This is a genomic window from Caloranaerobacter longqiensis (genome assembly GCF_050286925.1).
Lineage (GTDB): Bacteria > Bacillota > Clostridia > Tissierellales > Thermohalobacteraceae > Caloranaerobacter.
This window is the reverse complement of the sequence record NZ_JBFWFX010000001.1, coordinates 334,225-353,201: the sequence shown is the minus strand read 5'-3', so window position 1 is coordinate 353,201 and position 18,977 is coordinate 334,225. Positions and strand designations below refer to the sequence as shown.

Annotated in this window: 19 protein-coding genes; all 19 read left to right on the top strand. The window is 28.1% G+C overall.

Going from position 1 to position 18,977, the window contains the following annotated elements; genetic code table 11:
• A complete protein-coding gene (locus AB4Y15_RS01820; RefSeq protein WP_427338057.1) occupies nucleotides 1-1,113 on the top strand; it encodes a hypothetical protein in 1,113 nt (370 codons plus the stop codon).
• Nucleotides 1,110-2,723 (top strand): hypothetical protein, encoded by a 1,614-nt coding sequence (locus AB4Y15_RS01815; RefSeq protein ID WP_427338056.1) that lies wholly within the window; start codon nucleotides 1,110-1,112, stop codon nucleotides 2,721-2,723. Before AB4Y15_RS01820 ends, AB4Y15_RS01815 begins: the two co-directional genes overlap by 4 nt.
• A complete protein-coding gene (locus AB4Y15_RS01810) occupies nucleotides 2,650-4,551 on the top strand; it encodes a YcaO-like family protein (RefSeq protein ID WP_427338055.1) in 1,902 nt (633 codons plus the stop codon). Before AB4Y15_RS01815 ends, AB4Y15_RS01810 begins: the two co-directional genes overlap by 74 nt.
• A 28-nt stretch (nucleotides 4,552-4,579) precedes the next feature.
• Nucleotides 4,580-5,971, top strand: a complete 1,392-nt coding sequence (locus AB4Y15_RS01805) for a nitroreductase family protein (protein ID WP_427338054.1) — start codon at nucleotides 4,580-4,582, stop codon at nucleotides 5,969-5,971.
• Nucleotides 5,972-5,983: 12 nt separating this feature from the next.
• Nucleotides 5,984-6,862: a thiopeptide-type bacteriocin biosynthesis protein gene (locus AB4Y15_RS01800; RefSeq protein WP_427338053.1), complete on the top strand. Its 879-nt coding sequence runs from the start codon at nucleotides 5,984-5,986 to the stop codon at nucleotides 6,860-6,862.
• Between the two features lie 5 nt (nucleotides 6,863-6,867).
• A complete protein-coding gene (locus AB4Y15_RS01795) occupies nucleotides 6,868-7,683 on the top strand; it encodes a SagB/ThcOx family dehydrogenase (RefSeq protein ID WP_427338052.1) in 816 nt (271 codons plus the stop codon).
• Between the two features lie 6 nt (nucleotides 7,684-7,689).
• Nucleotides 7,690-8,748, top strand: coding sequence for a hypothetical protein (locus tag AB4Y15_RS01790; protein WP_427338051.1), 1,059 nt, complete (start codon nucleotides 7,690-7,692; stop codon nucleotides 8,746-8,748).
• Nucleotides 8,749-8,900: 152 nt separating this feature from the next.
• Nucleotides 8,901-9,845 carry an ABC transporter ATP-binding protein gene (locus AB4Y15_RS01785; protein WP_427338050.1) on the top strand — a complete coding sequence of 315 codons (945 nt, stop codon included), beginning with the start codon at nucleotides 8,901-8,903 and terminating at the stop codon, nucleotides 9,843-9,845.
• Nucleotides 9,842-10,546, top strand: coding sequence for a hypothetical protein (locus tag AB4Y15_RS01780; protein ID WP_427338049.1), 705 nt, complete (start codon nucleotides 9,842-9,844; stop codon nucleotides 10,544-10,546). The genes AB4Y15_RS01785 and AB4Y15_RS01780 overlap by 4 nt, the downstream gene beginning before the upstream one ends.
• Before the next feature lie 119 nt (nucleotides 10,547-10,665).
• Nucleotides 10,666-10,836 (top strand): DUF1508 domain-containing protein, encoded by a 171-nt coding sequence (locus AB4Y15_RS01775; RefSeq protein WP_427338048.1) that lies wholly within the window; start codon nucleotides 10,666-10,668, stop codon nucleotides 10,834-10,836.
• A gap of 9 nt (nucleotides 10,837-10,845) precedes the next feature.
• Nucleotides 10,846-12,264, top strand: coding sequence for a spore germination protein (locus AB4Y15_RS01770; RefSeq protein ID WP_427338047.1), 1,419 nt, complete (start codon nucleotides 10,846-10,848; stop codon nucleotides 12,262-12,264).
• Nucleotide 12,265: 1 nt separating this feature from the next.
• Complete coding sequence (locus tag AB4Y15_RS01765) at nucleotides 12,266-13,438, top strand: Ger(x)C family spore germination protein (protein WP_427338046.1); 1,173 nt, start codon at nucleotides 12,266-12,268, stop codon at nucleotides 13,436-13,438.
• Nucleotides 13,435-13,665 (top strand): hypothetical protein, encoded by a 231-nt coding sequence (locus AB4Y15_RS01760; protein ID WP_427338044.1) that lies wholly within the window; start codon nucleotides 13,435-13,437, stop codon nucleotides 13,663-13,665. Before AB4Y15_RS01765 ends, AB4Y15_RS01760 begins: the two co-directional genes overlap by 4 nt.
• On the top strand, nucleotides 13,662-14,753 hold the full coding sequence (locus AB4Y15_RS01755; RefSeq protein ID WP_427338043.1) for a GerAB/ArcD/ProY family transporter: 1,092 nt from the start codon (nucleotides 13,662-13,664) through the stop codon (nucleotides 14,751-14,753). Before AB4Y15_RS01760 ends, AB4Y15_RS01755 begins: the two co-directional genes overlap by 4 nt.
• A gap of 126 nt (nucleotides 14,754-14,879) precedes the next feature.
• Nucleotides 14,880-15,275: a nucleotidyltransferase substrate binding protein gene (locus AB4Y15_RS01750; protein WP_427338042.1), complete on the top strand. Its 396-nt coding sequence runs from the start codon at nucleotides 14,880-14,882 to the stop codon at nucleotides 15,273-15,275.
• The gene (locus AB4Y15_RS01745) at nucleotides 15,272-15,598 is read left to right on the top strand and encodes a nucleotidyltransferase domain-containing protein (RefSeq protein WP_427338041.1); all 327 of its coding nucleotides are present in this window, start codon (nucleotides 15,272-15,274) and stop codon (nucleotides 15,596-15,598) included. The genes AB4Y15_RS01750 and AB4Y15_RS01745 overlap by 4 nt, the downstream gene beginning before the upstream one ends.
• A 100-nt stretch (nucleotides 15,599-15,698) precedes the next feature.
• Nucleotides 15,699-16,511, top strand: a complete 813-nt coding sequence (locus tag AB4Y15_RS01740; RefSeq protein WP_427338040.1) for an Asp23/Gls24 family envelope stress response protein — start codon at nucleotides 15,699-15,701, stop codon at nucleotides 16,509-16,511.
• Between the two features lie 176 nt (nucleotides 16,512-16,687).
• Nucleotides 16,688-17,941 (top strand): Glu/Leu/Phe/Val family dehydrogenase, encoded by a 1,254-nt coding sequence (locus tag AB4Y15_RS01735; protein ID WP_427338038.1) that lies wholly within the window; start codon nucleotides 16,688-16,690, stop codon nucleotides 17,939-17,941.
• Between the two features lie 68 nt (nucleotides 17,942-18,009).
• Nucleotides 18,010-18,888: a DNA-3-methyladenine glycosylase family protein gene (locus AB4Y15_RS01730; protein ID WP_427338037.1), complete on the top strand. Its 879-nt coding sequence runs from the start codon at nucleotides 18,010-18,012 to the stop codon at nucleotides 18,886-18,888.
• The last annotated feature ends 89 nt before the right edge of the window (nucleotides 18,889-18,977 follow it).

The following is an 18,977-nucleotide window of genomic DNA, read 5'->3' as shown; positions in this document are numbered from 1 at the left end:
ATGTATACAAGCGAAGATTTTTCGTTAGAAGAAATAAAAATATTTAAGATATACCATTTTGGAAATGAGCAGCAAAAAAGGCAGTTTATATCTGAATGCATAATTCCTTTTGCAAGGGAAAATATTTATTCAAACTATTTTATTTTACGAGAGTGGAACGGTGGGCCCAATGTTCAGATAGTATTTGTTAATCGTAACATCGATATAGATTATCTAGAGAAATATCTTCAAAAAAGAGTTTATGAATATAATTTAGAAAAATTTGGGGAATTTTCGCAAGATGTAATCAGAGAAAATATACAAAAATACTTAAAAAATGCAAAAATAATTTCACAAATGGAACAAAAAACAGAAGAAAAAATAGATTTGAATAATCATTTAAAAGTAAAAACGCTTGATTTAGATATGGATTATTATAAAAGATTATATAATTCTTCTGCACATTTACTTTTACATATCCGTTCTAAATTTAAGTTACAGCCTATACTTGAAGCAATTCTAAAGCGTTTTAAAGATAAAGAAAATGATAAGATATTATTTGTTCTAAAAAATTATCATATTTTGTTAAAACTTTTTGAACATGGAGAAAAATATGCTTCTATTGTATATTATTCTCATATAGCAGGGATGTTTGCTATTGCAGAGCAATATGGTGTAAGAGAAAAATTTGAAGAGTATTATGATTCTTTCTATAAAGCTCTTCAAGTCGAAAAACTAGAGAGTTTATATATTAACGATTCTTTATTATCAGAATGTTTTAATGTATGGAAAGATATATACGATGAAACTGTTGCATTGTTTGAACAAAATGGATTTGCTGAAGAAGGATATTTGAGTCTAGAAGAGCAAATAAATATGCTAAAAAAGAATGTATCTGGAATAAATAGTGAATTTCATGACGTATTTGTTTCTAATGAATCTGTTGATGATTTAGTAAGTAGTAAGGAGCATATGGTTCTTAGGTCTTTAGTAAATATATTATATTCTATGCTACCTACTATAAATATCAGTTTTATATACAAACATTTCTGTTGTTATGCCATGTCAAGATATATATTTGAGAAATATAATACAGATTGGAAGACGATATTTCGTGAGAGGGGAATTATATGATATGTATAGGGTATAAGAAAAATGCTCACGTTTATTATGATGTCCAGAAAAAGTGTATAAATATTGTGAAGAGGAGAAAAAGATATCAGATTAATGGGGATGTAAAAGATTATGAGCTTATTCAAAAAATAATAGAGTTAGCTTTTGACAGTATATTTATTGATGAATTAATTAAGAATATTCCTGATGAGAGAGAAAACATATTAAAATTTGTAAAAATGCTTTTAAAACTAGATGTACTGTATATTGTTAGTGATAAGCAATATAGACTCGATAGAGATTTTCAAGGATATATTATAAAGAACTTTAAAAAACATTATGAAATATTAGATTATTTAGAACAGAAGACTTTTATATTTATTAATGCACCGGCATCAGTAATAAATTTTTTTGCAGATAGAAAAATTAAAGTAGTAAATATGGACGAGAAAGATATTATTGAAGATGATTTAATAGATGAAATAGTCATATATTTTGGTACAGATGAAAATTTAATAGAAAAATTTTTAAATAGATTTGATGAAATGGTCTTAGTCAGAGAATTTGAGCGACAATATTTATTACTTTATTTGACAGAGTTTAATAAATCGATTATTAATACATTCAAAATATTTGAAATGAATAATGTTAAAGATTATAGCATATCTAATAAGATATTGCCAGTAAATATATTGCTGCACTATATTGAAAATAAATTTGATTTTAATAAAGTTAATACTAGATTAATTTACAATGATGGGGCAGTCAGTACTTTTAATATTGATGATTTGTCGAGGACTTATTCTACGGAGTATTATGAGAGAACATTTGTGGACAAGCTAACAAACCTCGAAATAATTCAGAATTTTGAAATAATACAGACAGAAATCCCCCATATAATCACTAGTATAAATAATTATAATAAGTTCAGAGTACATTCCCCTATTACAAGCTATGTAATTGAATTTAGTTCCGGAGATAGAAAAATAGAGTATATAAGTTTTCATGAAAAATATGAGATGGCGGCTATTAATGCAATAACAAAAGGGTTGGCAAAATTTTTGAATACTATTGAAAAAAGAAATGGATATGAATGGATTTGTAAAACTTCTAAAGATGAATATTTGTTATCTGGTTTAATATCAATGCTGCCTTCGACTGATGAAGTATATAAAATAGAAACGAATGAAAGGGTTAATTTAATTATAGACTATATCAAAGAGGTTGTAGGTATAGATGTTGAAATATTAGGGCAAAACATTTTTCAATATGAAGTTGTTAAGATTATAATATGCGATAAAAATACTAAATATGTAATTTTTGAAAGTGATGCAACAATTGATCAAGAGGAAACAATATTGGAAGGACTATATTATATAATAGGAAATTATCAGAATGGGATAAAGAAATATGAAAACAAAAAGTATGTCTTAGGCAATTTGAAAACCATGAAAATTAAAGATGTGAACAAAAAAACATTAAAAGAAAATATACAGAATTTCTTAAATGAACAGCAAATTTTGATAAAAGAGGAGATTTGGTGTTATCAGAGTATATTTGAAAAGGCACAGTTATATATTGGATGTTTCAGTAGATTGGGTGATAGTAATGAAAAACCAATTAAAAATTAAAGTAATATCTAATAACAATATTTGTGAAACATTAAATATTAATGAATTTGAGATTATAGTAGCTAAAAATATTTCTATGGAGAATTATATTAAGATTTTAAAATGTGGGAAAAAAGTTATATCTTTTTATGAAGATGAAAATTATGTTTTTATAGGCCCTTTATTGGAGAATGAGAAAAAAGATAGCTGTTTTGCATGTTTCTTAAATTCATTAAGAAGAAATAAAAGTCCAATTTTTGAACGTTTGAATAGATTAATTGAATTAAATTTACAGAAATCATCTGAAAACGTAATTTTCTTTATCGATTTTATAAAAGATAATATTATGAATTTAAAGAATAGAGTATATATAATAGATAAATATGATTTTAGCATTGAAAAGAGAAGGATTTTTAAAAATGTTGAATGTACAGTGTGTAGTAGAGAGGATAGCTGTATTGAAGAATTGTTTTCGCATTTTAATGCGGATTATTTATTTAGTAAAAGCTATCGAAGTAAAGACATTGAAGATATTATTTCTGAAAATGAGGATATATTTTCAGAATTAGTAAATAAGGATACTGGAATAGGATATAGGATTTTTAGAGATGTGAGTTCAAATATTATACCAATGTACTGTGTAAAATCATGTATAAAAAATAGGGAATTTTATTCATATGGAAGAAGTAGTGATGTGATTTATTCTAAATATGCGGCTATATTTGAAATGATAGAAAGATACTCAACGATAGTTCCTCATTTCAACGGAAGTATATACGGCAGCTATACAGAATTGAAAAGTAAGTTTGATAATGTACTACATCCTAAAGAGTTTACAATGCCAGATAAAAGTCAATTTACAGAAAAAGGGTATAGCCTAAAAGTATATGATGACAATAAAAAGTATTATTGGAGAAAGGTGTATGAAATAAATTCTAAAGAAATATTTTGGATACCCGAACAGATGATTTTTTTTGATAATCAGATTATTAATGAAGAAGAAAGGTTTATTTATGAGACTTCAAATGGTTCGGCATTAGGAGCGAATTTAGAAGAAGCAATTATGTATGCTTTGTTTGAAGTAGTAGAAAGGGATAGTTTTTTAGTTTATTGGTACAATAAAATGCCACCAGTTAGACTCAATATTGATGAGATAGACAATATTGAAATAGATAATATAATAAAATATTTGAAAAAGAAAGGATATGCTATTTATTTATTCGATATAACATTGGAAACGCGAATACCTACTATTTGGGCATTAGTAGTAGATGAAAAAGATGTAGGACGAGTTAAGGCTTATAATGCAGCTGGCAGTCATATAAATCCAGAAAAGGCTTTAGAGAGTGCTTTAGTCGAGATAGTTACATCTTTGTCGGTATATAATGAGATATTATCCACTCCTGAAAAAATTAAAGAAATTCAAATGTTAAAAGATAATCCGAGTGCAGTTACTAAAATGGAATATCATGTATATTTCTATTCTTTGAAGGGAAATTTTAAATATCTAGAATTTGTTCTAAAAAACAATTCAGAGATTAAATTTAAAGATGCTTATTATGAATGGTATAAAAATAAAGAGAATAAACATACTTTATCCGATATTATTTTTAAAATATCTAAAAATCATCCACGTATTTATATAGCCGATACAAATAGTTATATAACTAAGGAATTGAATATGTCGAGTGTAAAAGTGATTATACCGTCAATGCTTACGATGACATTTGGCAATCAGAATAGAAGGTTAAACTATGAGAGAATATTAACAGCACCAATAATAGCGGGTAAAAAGAGATATCCAATAGATGTTAAAGATATCAATTTAATCCCTCATCCTTTCCCATAGAAGGGGAACTACAAGGGGGCGTTTAATTATGAATTTTTTTGATAGGTTAACCAAGTATAGATACGAAGTTTATACAAACATTAATTCTTTCAAATTTGTGGATCATATAATAACAGACATTAACAGAGATACTCTGACAGATGAACATATAAAGATTAATAAAAAAATATTGGACAAAAAAGTATTCTATACGGATGAAATCTTTTCGAATATTTCAAATGCAATAAAATATACACTTGGGATATTAAGTTATCAGTATGATAATCCTTATATATATCACCGAGGAGTTCCATCAGCAAGAAATGTTCATCCCAACGAATGTTATGTTATATACAGAGGACATGCTTTGAGATATAATCCTAAAATTAATGAGTTTGAGTATATTACGAATATAGATTTTTTTACAAATAATATCTATATAATTTTAATATCAGATTTATGGAGGATTATGAAGTTTTATGGAGAATTTGGACTAGCTCTTTCGATATTAGATTCAGGACATATATTATCACAATTAAAACAATTATTGAATATCAACGGATTTTCAAAATTTAGAATTGATTATATGTTAGATAAAGATGTCTTCTTTAGAAAATTGAAATTAGATTTTAGACAAATGATGTTAAATTATATCATCGATTTGTCTGAATATATTGATGAGAATAGAGAGAATTTTAGAGTTACAAAAAATGTAGATGTGCCTATGAGAATATATAGTTATTTAGAAGAGATTACTTTTTTTCCGAATGTTATTAATTTTTTGGAGAAGATAAATATGTCGAATGACAAAGAAATTTATAATATGTTTGAATTTAAATCAGAAAAATATTTAAGTAAAGAAGAATTGTTATTATCGATAAAAACTAGAGAATCTAATCACAGCTATTTTGGGATTTTTAGTACAAAAAAGGTTTTAGAAACTGAAATTTTCTATGAAATTATAAATAGAAGTGCAGATTTGATTTTTAATAATGTATTTTATTCAGAGAATATAAGAGTATTCTGTTTAGTAAATAGTGTATTTGGAGTTAAACCGGGATATTATGAAGTTAAGGAAGACGGGAGAATAGAAAATATCTCATATATGGATGATATATATACTGAAAACTATAAAATTTTAAATGACAGTCATCAGAGTATTAACTTATCTTCTAATCCTGTTGTGTTCTTTGTAAGTTATGATATTACAGGAGATTTTTCAGAGGAAGAGAAAATTTATTTTTCCCATTTATTATCGGCAGAATCTATTCATTATATTTCTACCATAGTATCATTATTTGGTTTGTATTCGAGACCTATAAAGAATTTTAAAGATGATTATTTAGAGAAGGTATTGAGATTAGATAAAGATAACAGGATTATGTATGCTCTAATGATTGGCAGAGGAAATACATATAATTATAAAATTTATTTTAGTTAGGAGTTAGATAGAATGGGTTGGGATTCTTATCATATATTTATTCATGAGACAAATTTACATGATGTTTTCTTGGTGAAGTTTTTTTCAAAGTTTATACGAAAATTAGAAGATAATAATTTATTAGATAAATATTTTTATATTAGATATTGGCAGGGAGGCCCTCATATTCGATTTAGAGTCAAGAAACGTGGAGAAAACGGTAAATATATTAGACAAGAACTTAATAAAATATTTGATGAATTTAATCTTGAATACAATAATTCATTAATATTAAAACCAGAAGATTATTATAGAAACCATAAATTTGATGGACAACCTGTAAAAAAAGAAGATTTATATTGGTGCGATAATAGGACTATTGTGGAGATACCGTATATACCAGAGATAGATAGGTATGGTGGAGAAAATGTAATAGAATTATCAGAAGATTTATTCCATATATCTAGTAGGTTATCACTACTTATACTCGAAAAAATAGAGGATAATCCTAATAAAAAAATCATAGCGGCATTAGATTTGTTTAGTGTGGCAATACAAATTCTAGAAGATAAAGCGAAGTTTAATGAGATATATAGTTCGTTTTGGGCAAAGCATAGAAATGAAAAAATAAATTATTCTAAACTGACTCAGAAGTTAATTGATATATACAGTTCAAGATATCACTATATAAAAGATAATCTAAAGAATATTCAATATAATGACTGGTATATGAATCTTAAGACTATACTTGATAATATTGTAAAAAATCAGACTAAATATAAAACTCAAAATCAAGCTCGTATTAGTATTCTTGCATCGCATATTCATATGATGAACAATCGACTAGGGGTATATCCTCAGTATGAAAGTATGATAGCCGATGTTATAAATCAAGTGATTAAAAAAGGGTGAGGATAATGCTAGAGAAACGCGTATTATGGAATTTTAAATATGATGTAAAAAAACAGACTTATCTTTATAGATTGTACCATGAAAATTCTAAACATTCACCGTTAACTCAATCGGTAAAAGCTCCTATAAGTAATTATATGGAGTTAATAGAAAATGATGTTAGAAAAGGGCGTGAAAATGACAAAAAAGGTGAAGTGGTTTACGTAGTCCCTTATGTTTCTGAATTAGAACAATTTGATACTAGGTTAACAGATGTTTTATTAAAAAGGCGAACGTCTTGGAATTTTAAAAAACAGGCTTTGTCAACACAAGAGTTAATAGCTTTTTTAGGATATTCTTTTGGGATAAGTGATAGAGAATACAATTTAAAAACTTATCCGTCTGGTGGAAGATTTTATCCAGTCGATATCTATTTAGTTCCTACTAAAAAAATGATAAGAAATTCAGAGATTTTAAAAGAGGAAAGGGTTTATAGGTATAATCAGAATAATAGAGAACTGTTGGCACTTCATAGTGTCGATTTAGAAGAATTAAATTCTTTAACTTCGAGTACAGATATAGGTGATATGAGTTTTGATGATGCCCTTTTTTTAGTGTTTTTAGTTGGCAATACGAGATATATGGAGAAGAAATATAATTCGCTTACTTATAGATTGATTTATAAAGAATTAGGACATATTGGACAGAATATTATGCTCGTGGCCACAATGTTGGGAATGTCTACTGTTCCATTGGGAGGATTTTTTGAAGATAGGATTAATAAATTTCTAGAGTTAGACAAAACTTATCAATCAAATATGTATACTTTTATAGTAGGGTGAAAGGTGATGAGAATGGAATTAAAGACTATAATTAAACTAAAAGAAAAGTATTTATTATTTTCAGAAGACGATAAAATATTTTCGATTTACGATAAAGAAGAGAAAAAATTTATATTGAGAATAAAACATAATTTTGACTTTGATTTTGAAAAAATGAAGAATGATTTACAGAGGATAAACACAATTGGATATTTGTTAGAACAAGATTATAACAAAATAATATATAAACTGTTGAAGGACTATGATTATGTTTTTGAAGAAATTGGTATCGAGAAAAGCAAAAAAATATTAGAATTTTATAATTTAGAAGATAGTATATTTTTTAATAAGTTTATTGAATCGGCAAAGTTTGATATTTTTGATTTTTCAGATGTTACTTTCGTTTTTCATGATTTATCAAAAGTGTCTATTACTATTATAGAAGCCCTTTTGGGATATAACCCAAAGAAAATATTAATATTTTCCCAAGATTCATATGTAGAACCTATTGATGTGGTAAATTCAAAAATATTTAATATTGAACAGTTAAGAGAGAAAAAACAAGAGATAGTAAAAAGATATTTTAATAATTCAAAACTAGAAATATTGTCAGATGACATGTTGGAAAAATACAGTTTTATTAATAGTCAAAAATATATTCATATTGTTGTTAAAGGCAGATTTTCTAAAGAGAGAATTTTATACATAAATGATTTTGTATTAAATAAGGGACATATATGCATATTCTCTGACATTAATAGATATAAAGTGTTATTTGGGCCGCTTGTTATTCCTGGAGAAAGTGCTTGTATTAGATGTCTAATTAATCAATCAAGTAGCATAGATTATTTTAGAGAAGAAAATTATTCGGTAGTATCAAAAGTATATATATTTTTTCTATTAGGGTTAATTTTAAGAACGCTATTTTATATAAGTGGAGATAGGTTGAAATACTTATTAGAAGATGCTCAAATACCTATAAATAGAATTTTTAGTATAAATAAGAGTGATTTATTAGGTGAAGTTGAATATTTTTACAAAGATGTTAATTGTTTGTGTTTTAACTTGCAAAACTCCTTTAAATAAATTACAATATAAATCAAAAATGTTATTATTAGAAAATAAAATATATATGGGGGGATTTGATGGATAATCAATGGCTGTATTTAGGTTTTTTTCTGATTATCGCAATAGTAACAAAAGTTATGTTTTATCGTAAGAAAAGGAGATAAGGTGTTATGGGGGAAGTACTGGTAGAATTAAAAAATGTTCATAAAAACTTTGGAGATATTAAAGCACTTAGAGGAATTGATTTAAGTATTAAAAGAGGTAATATTTACGGGCTTTTAGGGCATAATGGAGCTGGAAAAACTACAATTATCAGATTGATAGGAGGCGTTTTAAGAGCCGATTTAGGTGAAATATCAGTTTTTGGACTTGATCCTATAAGATTTGGTAAAAAAGTAAGAAGAAAAATAGGTGTTTTATCAGAAAATACAGGACTATATGGTAATTTAACGGCCTATGAAAATTTGAAGTATTATGGGAAAATGTACGGTATTTCTAATGATGAACTAAAGATAAGAATAGATGAATACTTAACTCAATTTGGATTGAATGATGTAAAAAATAGATTAGTTAAAGAATTTTCAACAGGTATGAAAAAGAAATTAGGTATAATAAGAGCTGTACTTCATAGACCAGAGTTACTTCTTTTAGATGAAGCATCTAATGGACTAGATCCAATAAGCAGAAATGAATTTCATGAAATGTTAGATATATTAGTGAGAAAACAGAATATCGGTGTAGTATTATGTTCACATGATTTAGAAGAAGTAAAAAAGATTTGTGATTTTATTACTATAATAAAAAAAGGTAAAAACGTTTTTTCGGGGGATTTAAAATCTATTATTAGCGATAAAGAGAAAATAGACATAGAAATATCTGTATTTCAGGACAATGAAAAATCGAGAGCTATGCTTAAACGCAATTTCGAGAAAATGCATATAAAAGATTATGAGTTTAAAAAAGGTTTAATAAAAGTCAGAATCGACAAGCTAGAAGATGCTAATGAAATTATCCATGTGGTAATACACTCTGGAATGGCTGTTTATGGTGTTTCTTATCAGGCCTTTGATTTAGAGAAGTTGTATAGTGAGATTGATAAGGAGAATCAGATATGATTAGGGATATATTCAATATAGTCAATAAAGAATTAATTGAGTTAAGAAGAAATAAAGAATTTATTGTCTATTATTGTATGTTTATTTTAGTATTAGGAATTCTTATACCAATATCATCAAAGGATAGTATTTTACATAACAATTGGTATGTAGTAGGATTGACTTTTCAAATAATAGCGATAACTATACCGGCAAATCTTACAGCTGACACATTTGCAGGAGAAAAAGAACGGAAAACTTTAGAAACTCTTTTGTTTACTCCAGTATCGATTACAATACTTTATATAGGAAAAGTAATTTTTATCATGTTAATTGCTCTATTAGTAACACTCTTATGTTTTATTGTAAATTATCTTACAGTTTTTATCATGTATTATAAGGCTTACGGGATAATACATTTCAAGATATATTCTGCCATTTCATTATATACAATGCTAATAAACACTCTTATAATCAGCAGTTTTGAAACGTTACTCGGAACATTATTTTCGATTAAATTAAAAAGTGCTCGTGGAGCTGGTATGATTAATTTCTTTATTGGAGCTCCTTTAATAGCACCTATGGCTATGAGATTATATACAACTAATATAACGTGGAAGTTTATATTTAAATACGAAATTGTGCTTATAGTTTTAGATTTTATTTTAATCTTATTAGTCAAAAGGTTTTTTACCAGAGATACAATTATGAGAAGTATTTAGTTAATTAAAAGCCACTCCAAAAAATTTAGATGGAGTTGGCTTTTTCTATTTGAATATATTTTTTTATTCCATGAAATACTAATAATTGAGTCAAATGTATTATTTATGAGGTGATTAAGGTGTTAAGATATTTCACCAGATTATTGAATTATTTTGTATTAAAAGCTAAAAATGATAGTGTGCAAGATTCTCAATATTATTCAAAGACTGAAAAAATACCGAATTCTATTGAGAGTGTTAAAGAGAAACTTAAAGAGATATTTTCTGATTCGAGCGATTTTGTTTTATGAGAGATAGCATTGGGTGAAAATTCAGAAGTTAAAATACTAGTTGCATTTATTGATGGTTTAACTAATAAGCAAACTGTAAATACAAATATTTTAAAAGCATTGATGATAGAATCTAGAATGTCAAATTTAAATAAAGTAGTAAACAAAGAAACTATTATAGATATACTTAAGGAGAATTTATTAAGTATTGGAGACCTTGAAATTGTTAGTAATTTTAAACAAACGGTATATGATATTCTTTCGGGAGATACTGTTATATATATAGACGGTAAAAATGTAGCACTTAAGGCAGATACTAAAGGTTGGGAGACAAGAGGCGTTGAGGAACCTGATACAGAAGCTGTTGTAAGAGGTCCTAGAGAAGGTTTTACAGAAACGTTGAGAACTAATACATCGCTTTTACGTAGAAAAATTAAGAATCCTAAGTTGAAGTTTGAAATAATTAAGTTAGGAGAGCAGACTAATACAGATGTATGTATTTGTTATATAAAGGGTATAGCTAATCCGGATATTATAGAAACTGTTAGAAGAAGACTAGAAAAGGTAAAGATAGATGCAATACTTGAGTCTGGGTATATAGAAGAATTTATTGAGGATGAACCGTTTTCTCTATTTCCTACAGTAGGTAATAGTGAAAAACCAGATGTTGTAGCAGCTAAGTTATTAGAAGGTAGGATTGCTATATTATGTGATGGAACTCCTTTTGCATTAATAGTTCCATATCTATTAATAGAAACTATACAAGCAAGTGAAGATTACTATTCAAGACCGTATTTTGCTTCGATAGCAAGATTTGCACGTATGTTAGCTTTCTTTGCTTCAGTTATACTGCCTAGTTTTTATGTAGCATTAATTTCATTTCATGCTGATGTAATTCCATTTAAGTTGTTATTATCAGTATCGGCATCGAGAGAGGGATTACCTACATCTGCTTTTACTGAATCTCTATTGATGGTACTTTCTTTTGAATTGTTAAGAGAAGCAGGTGTCAGAATGCCGAGACCAATCGGTCAAGCCGTAAGTATAGTAGGTGCTTTAGTACTTGGCGAAGCTGCTGTCAAAGCAGGTCTTGTTAGTAATTTGATGATTATGGTTACTGCATTGACTGCTATTAGCAGTTTCGTAGTACCTCCAATGGGTGGAACTATTCCTATATTAAGAGTATTGTTTCTTATTTCTGCAAATATATTAGGCTTTATGGGATTGTTTTTATCTATATTCGTAGTTATCATTCATTTGTGTTCATTAAGGTCATTTGGAGTACCTTATACATCTCCAATTGCTCCACTTGATGGTATGGGATTAAAAGATTCTATTGTAAGATTTCCAATATGGAGTATGGTTACAAGACCTAAAGCTATTACTGGCAATAAAAATAGAAGGATTGAGTATAGAATGAAAGTTAATCATATAAAGAAAGAGGATTGATATGATTAAACTAAAGAAAATTTCAGTTCTATTATTGATGATTATTTTTAATATTGTAATATTTGATGCTTGTTGGGATAATAAGGATTTGACAGAAAAAGCATTCGTTACGGCTGTAGGCATTGATAGAACTAGTGAAGGTAAAGTGCAGCTAACTTTGCAGATAGTGAAGCCTACTGTAATGAAAGCAGGAGAACAAGGAGCACCTGAAGAAGAAGCTTTTTGGGCATTTACAACTACTGGAGATACTATTTTTGAAGCAGTTAAAAATCAGATGATTACAATAAATAGAAAACCTTTTTATAATCATGCAGATTTAATGGTTATAGGAGAGGAATTTGCACGAAATGGTATTATGGAAGCATTAGATTTTTGGGAGAGAAATCATGAGCCAAGATTAGGTTCTGATATTATTATTGCTAAAGGCACAACTGCAGAGGAAATATTAAAAGCTAAGAGTGATTTAGAAGAAATACCTTCTATACATATAAAAAGTATATTAAAAAATAATAAAGAACTTGCTAAAATAAAAAAAGTTACTATTATTGATGTTTTAAGATGCCTTATTCAGCCTGGGATAAGTCCGGCTATAGGAGCTATAGAGGTTGTTAAAAAAGAAAAAGTACAAAAAATTGAAAATATGAAAATAGATAGCACTGCTGTTTTTAAAGAAGATAAATTGGTAGGATGGCTTAATGCTGCTCAAACTCGAGGGCTTTTATTTATACAAGATGAAGTTAAAAATGCAGTTTATAATGTAGAAAATCCTTTAGATGAAAGTAAAAAAGTAGCAATAGAAATAGTAAATTCAAATGGGAAAATAGATGCCAAAATAGTTGATGGAAAATTAGTTTTATTAATAGAAGTTAAAGCAACGGGGAATATAGCAGATCAGCAAGGAAATGGCGATTTAACTACAAAAGAGAAAAAGTTAAGCAAAGAGGTAGAAAAAGCTATAAAAATGGATATTCAAGATGCTTTAAATATTGTACAAAGGAAATATAAAAGTGATATTTTTGGCTTTGGAGAAGTGGTTTATAGGAAGCATTTAAACTATTGGAAACAAGTTAAAGACGATTGGTTAGATATTTTTAGTAATGCTCCAGTTGAAGTAAATGTAGAAGTAAAAGTTAAGGGTACTGGAATTATAGGAAAGCCATCTAAAATTAAATGAAAGCAGGAGTCGGTATGGTAATAGGTTTGATTGCTATATATATTTTGATTGTAATTTTTGATATACCTGTAATATCGAAAACAAATAAAAAGAAAAAAACTATTATTGTATACTCAATATTGCTAGGATTAAGTTTTATTGTAAGCATACTTTTGATGTTTGAAAAAATGCCAACAACTCCTTCTATTGTTATCGAGCGTTTGGTGAAATCTATTTTTACGAGGTGAAGAAATTGATTAATAATGAAAAAATTTCACCAGTTCAATTATCATTTGTTATAATGGGATTTATCTTTGGAAGCTCTGCTATAATAACTCCAGCAGTAGCTGCTTATCAAGATTCATGGTTAGCCTATATTATTGGTTGGGTTGGAGGTTATATACTAATTGGAATGTATGTATATATATCGATATTAAATCCATCAAAAACATTTATAGAAATATTAAAAGATACTTTTGGTAAATATATTGGTAGTGTTATAGGGATATTTTATATTTGGTATTTTCTTCATTTAGCAGGACTTGTTTTTAGGAATTTAGGAGAGTTTATGGTAACATCTATCTATACAGAAACTCCTCTTATTTTCATTATAATTTCTATAGCATTAGTATTAGTTTATAGTTTAAAGAAAGGATTAGAAGTTATCGGTAGAGTAGGACAAATAATTGTTCCAGTAATGTTAATTTTAGTTATTTCAATATTTTTATTGGTAATGGGACATTACGAAGTCAAAAATCTGTTACCATTTTTAGAACATGGTTTCTTAAAAGTATTAAAAGTGAGTTTTTCTGTATTAACTTTTCCATTTGGAGAGACTGTAGTGTTTTTAATGATATTTCCTTATCTGAACAAGCGAAAAGATTTACTGAAAGTATCTTATATTTCACTTACAATTATTGGATCAATTCTATTGAGTGTAGTAATGAGTAATTTGATGGTTTTAGGAGCAGATATGTTAAATAGAAATATATTTCCATCGCATGTTACAATAAGTTTGATTCCTGGAATAGCTGTTGAACCATTTATTGCAGTAAATTTGCTTATAGCTGCAAGTATAAAAATTGCAATGTGTCTTTATGCTTCGCTTGTTGGAATTACTCAATTACTTGACTTAGACGATTATAAACCATTTATTAGTCCTGTGGTTGCAATTGCAGTTGTAATTTCTATATGGGTGTATGATAGTTTGTCAGATATGGTAAGATGGGCAGGAGAAGTTTATCCGTATTATGTTATTCCGTTTCAAATTATAATACCAGCATTAGTACTAATCATTTCAAAAATGAAACAAGGGGATGGTTCTACTGTATCCTAAAAACATATCAAAAGTATTTCCTAAATATAAAGATGAAACTATAGATTAGAGAATTTTGGTTTTAATTTGTGTATGATATAATATTTATAATCATTAAAAGAAAAAGTGATAAAGTAGGTGAGAGGTATGAACCTTGATGTCAGATGGAAACAAAGGTTTTTAAATTTTAAAAAAGCTACTTTACAGCTAACGGAATTTATTGAAAAAGGAGAGCTAAATAAATTTGAAGTTCAAGGATTAATTCAATGCTTTGAGTATACCTTTGAATTAGCCTGGAAAACAATGAAAGATTATTTAGAGCAAGAAGGATTTGATGTAAAAAGTCCTAGAAGAACAATACAAACAGCTTTTCAAGTTGAACTCATTACAGACGGTCATACTTGGATAGATGCATTAGAAAAAAGAAATTTACTAGCACATACATATGATGAAGCCAGAGCAAAAGAAGCAGAGGAACTGATAAGAAACAAATATTATAGGATTATCTGTGAACTCTGTTCTAAATTGGAGGAATTAGTATGAGCTTTGGTTTAACCGAATCAGACATAGACTATATAAAAAAGACTATAGAGAAGTTTTCTGAAATTGAAAAAGCTGTGATATTTGGTTCTAGAGCTAAAGGGGATTATAAGCTTGGTTCAGATGTTGATATAGCTATCTTTGGTGAGAATATAACGTTTGATACTATATCAAAACTTCATGCAATGCTAGAAGAATATAGCCCATTACCATATTTTTTTGATGTAGTAGATTATTTACATCTGCAAAATAAAGAGCTTAAAGAACATATTGATAGGGTAGGAAAAACTATTTTTGAAAGAAAAACGTCTGAAACTATGGAATAAGTTTATCAAATGTTAGAAACAATGGAACAGTTATTCTGTATCTTAAATTATCCAATATGCTCTATTGATTAAATAGTTGAATTTTTATGGAGGAATATTTATGAAAATAGTAGCCCTTATTGGTGAAAGTGGTACGGGTAAGAGTTATAAAGCGATTATGTTGGCAAAAGAATTGGGAATTGAATATATAATTGATGATGGATTATTGATAAAAGGGACAAAAGTTTTGGCAGGAAAGTCTGCTAAGAGGGAAAATACTATTGTGAGTGCGATAAAAAGAGCTTTATTTATGGACAAGAACCATAGAAGAGAAATGAAGGAAGTTATAAAGAATATTAAGCCCGACGCTCTATTAATATTAGGTACATCCGATAGAATGGTAGATAAAATTGTTGAAATATTAGAACTTCCAGAGATAACTAAAAGAATATATATTGAAGATATATCTAATGAATATGAAATAAAATTAGCAAAAAAACAGAGGCGATTAGAAGGTAAACATGTTATTCCTGTACCTACTTTTGAGATAAAAAAGGATTTTTCAGGATATTTTATAGATACTTTAAAAGTATTTTTTAAAAAAACAAATAATGATAAGCAGTACTTTGAAAAAACAGTAGTAAGGCCTACATTTAGTTATTTAGGTAAATACACTATATCACGTAATGTAGTAAGAGATTTAGTTAAGTATGCTGCTTATAAGGTTATAGGTATTTCTGAGGTTGCGAATATAGATATAAAAACTAAAGAACAAGGAATAATAATTTCTTTAGATGTGGAAATAGTATATGGAAACCCGATAAAACCTCTTGTAAGAAGAATGCAGGAGCAGATAGTGGATGAAGTTGAATATATGACCTCTTTAAACATACTTTCTATTGATGTTAATGTCAAAAAAATGATAAAAATGTAATATTTATTTACAAAAAAAAATATATATGTTATAATTCCAATGTAAGATAAAGGTATTACATATATATTATTATGAAGGTTTAGGTTTTCGGTGTGAAAACCTTTTCCTAAAATATATCAATGTTAATATTTTAACAAATATTAAATTATTATTATATGTTATAAGGAGGTCATATAATGGCTGAAAAAACTTTAAATCCATTTGAGATTGCTCAACAACAAATTAAGACAGCGTGTGATAAGCTTGGAGCAGAACCAGAAGTATATGAATTATTAAAAGAGCCAATGAGAGTTTTGGAAGTATCAATTCCTGTAAGAATGGATGACGGAAGTATCAAAGTATTTAAAGGATTCAGATCACAGCACAATGACGCACCTGGACCAACAAAAGGTGGTATAAGATTCCATCCTGACGTAACTAGAGACGAAGTTAAAGCTCTATCAACTTGGATGACTTTCAAATGTGGAGTAATCGGACTTCCATATGGTGGAGGAAAAGGCGGAATTATAGTTGACCCACGTGAATTATCAGAAGGTGAATTAGAAAGATTATCAAGAGCTTATGTTAGAGCAATAGCTCCAATCATTGGAGATAAAAAAGATATACCAGCACCAGACGTTAATACAAACGGACAAATAATGGCTTGGATGGTTGATGAGTATTCAAAATTACAAGGACACAATGTGCCAGGAGTATTCACTGGAAAACCTGTTAGTTTCGGAGGTTCATTAGCAAGAACTGAAGCTACTGGATATGGTGTTGCTATAATGGTTAGAGAAGCAGCTAAGAGATTAGGATTAAACTTAGCTGACTTAAAAGTAGCTGTTCAAGGTTTTGGTAATGTTGGAAGCTATGCAGCTATGTATATGGAAGAAATGGGAGCTAAAGTTATAGGTGTATCTGATTCATCAGCTTGTATAATCAACGAAAATGGATTAAATGTAAAAGAATTAATGGAATACGTAAAAGAAAACAGACATGTAAAAGGTTTCCCTGGAGCTGAAAAAGAGGTTCACAGAGATGAAGTACTTACACTAGATGTTGATGTATTATTACCATGTGCATTAGAAAACCAAATAACTAGTAAAAATGCTAATGATATAAAAGCTAAGATTATAAGTGAGGGTGCTAACGGTCCAACAACTCCTGAAGCAGACGAAATATTATACAATAAAGGAGTATTAGTAATTCCTGATATCTTAGCTAACTCAGGTGGAGTTACTGTTTCATATTTCGAATGGGTACAAAACTTAATGAATTACTACTGGAGTTTCGAAGAAGTACAACAAAAACAAGAAAGATTAATGGTTAAGGCATTCAATGAAATATATGAATTAATGGAAGAAAATAAAGTTGATATGAGAACTGCAGCATACATGATGTCAATTAAGAGAATAGCTGAAGCTATGAAGTTAAGAGGTTGGTATTAATAAAAAAGCTGGCTTGATGCCGGCTTTTTTCTTTGGACAACTTTTATGAATAGAAAGGGTGTATTATTTTGAAAGTAGTCGAAGATGGAGATAAAGTTATTATTGAAGAGCTAGAAGATTTTGAACCTGAGCATATATTCGAATGTGGACAGTGTTTTAGATGGAATAAAGAAGATGATGGTAGTTATACAGGTGTAGCATATGGAAAAGTCATAAACGTAAAAAAAGAAAACGGGATGATAGTTTTTTCTAATACTAATCTAAAAGAATTTAATGATATTTGGTTTGAATATTTTGATTTAGGTAGGGATTATAGCAAAATAAAAAGAGAGCTTTCAAAGGATATAATTTTAAAAAAAGCTGTAGAATATGGCTATGGTATAAGGATATTAAAACAGGATGTTTGGGAAATTTTAATATCATTTATTATTTCGGCTAATAATAGAATACCGATGATAAAAAGAGCTATAGAAAATTTAAGCCAAAAATATGGAGAGTTTGTTGGCGAATATAATGGAAAGAAATATTATAGTTTTCCTAAAGCAGATACTCTTAGCAAACTGACAGTAGATGATATAAAAGATTGTAAAACAGGATTCAGAGCTAAATATATATTTAATGCTGCCGCGATTGTTTCAAGTAAACAAATGGACATTTACAGGTTGAAAAATTTGACTACAGAAGAGGCAAAAAAAGAATTGATGTTATTTGCAGGTGTAGGACCTAAGGTTGCTGATTGTATAATGTTATTCTCTATGGAGAAGTATGATGCTTTTCCGATAGATGTTTGGGTAAAGAGGGTAATGGAGTATTTTTATCTTAAAAAAGATACTAAACTTAAAGATATACAAAAATACGCACAAGATAAATTTGGTAAATATGCGGGTTTTGCACAGCAGTATCTATTTTATTATGCAAGAGAGAATGGGATTGGTACAAGGGATTAGGGATTGGATTAAAAAAAGTAAAATTTAAAATGGAAAATGTAAAATTATTTTGACTATTTGCTTTTCGAATGACAAACGACGAATATGGT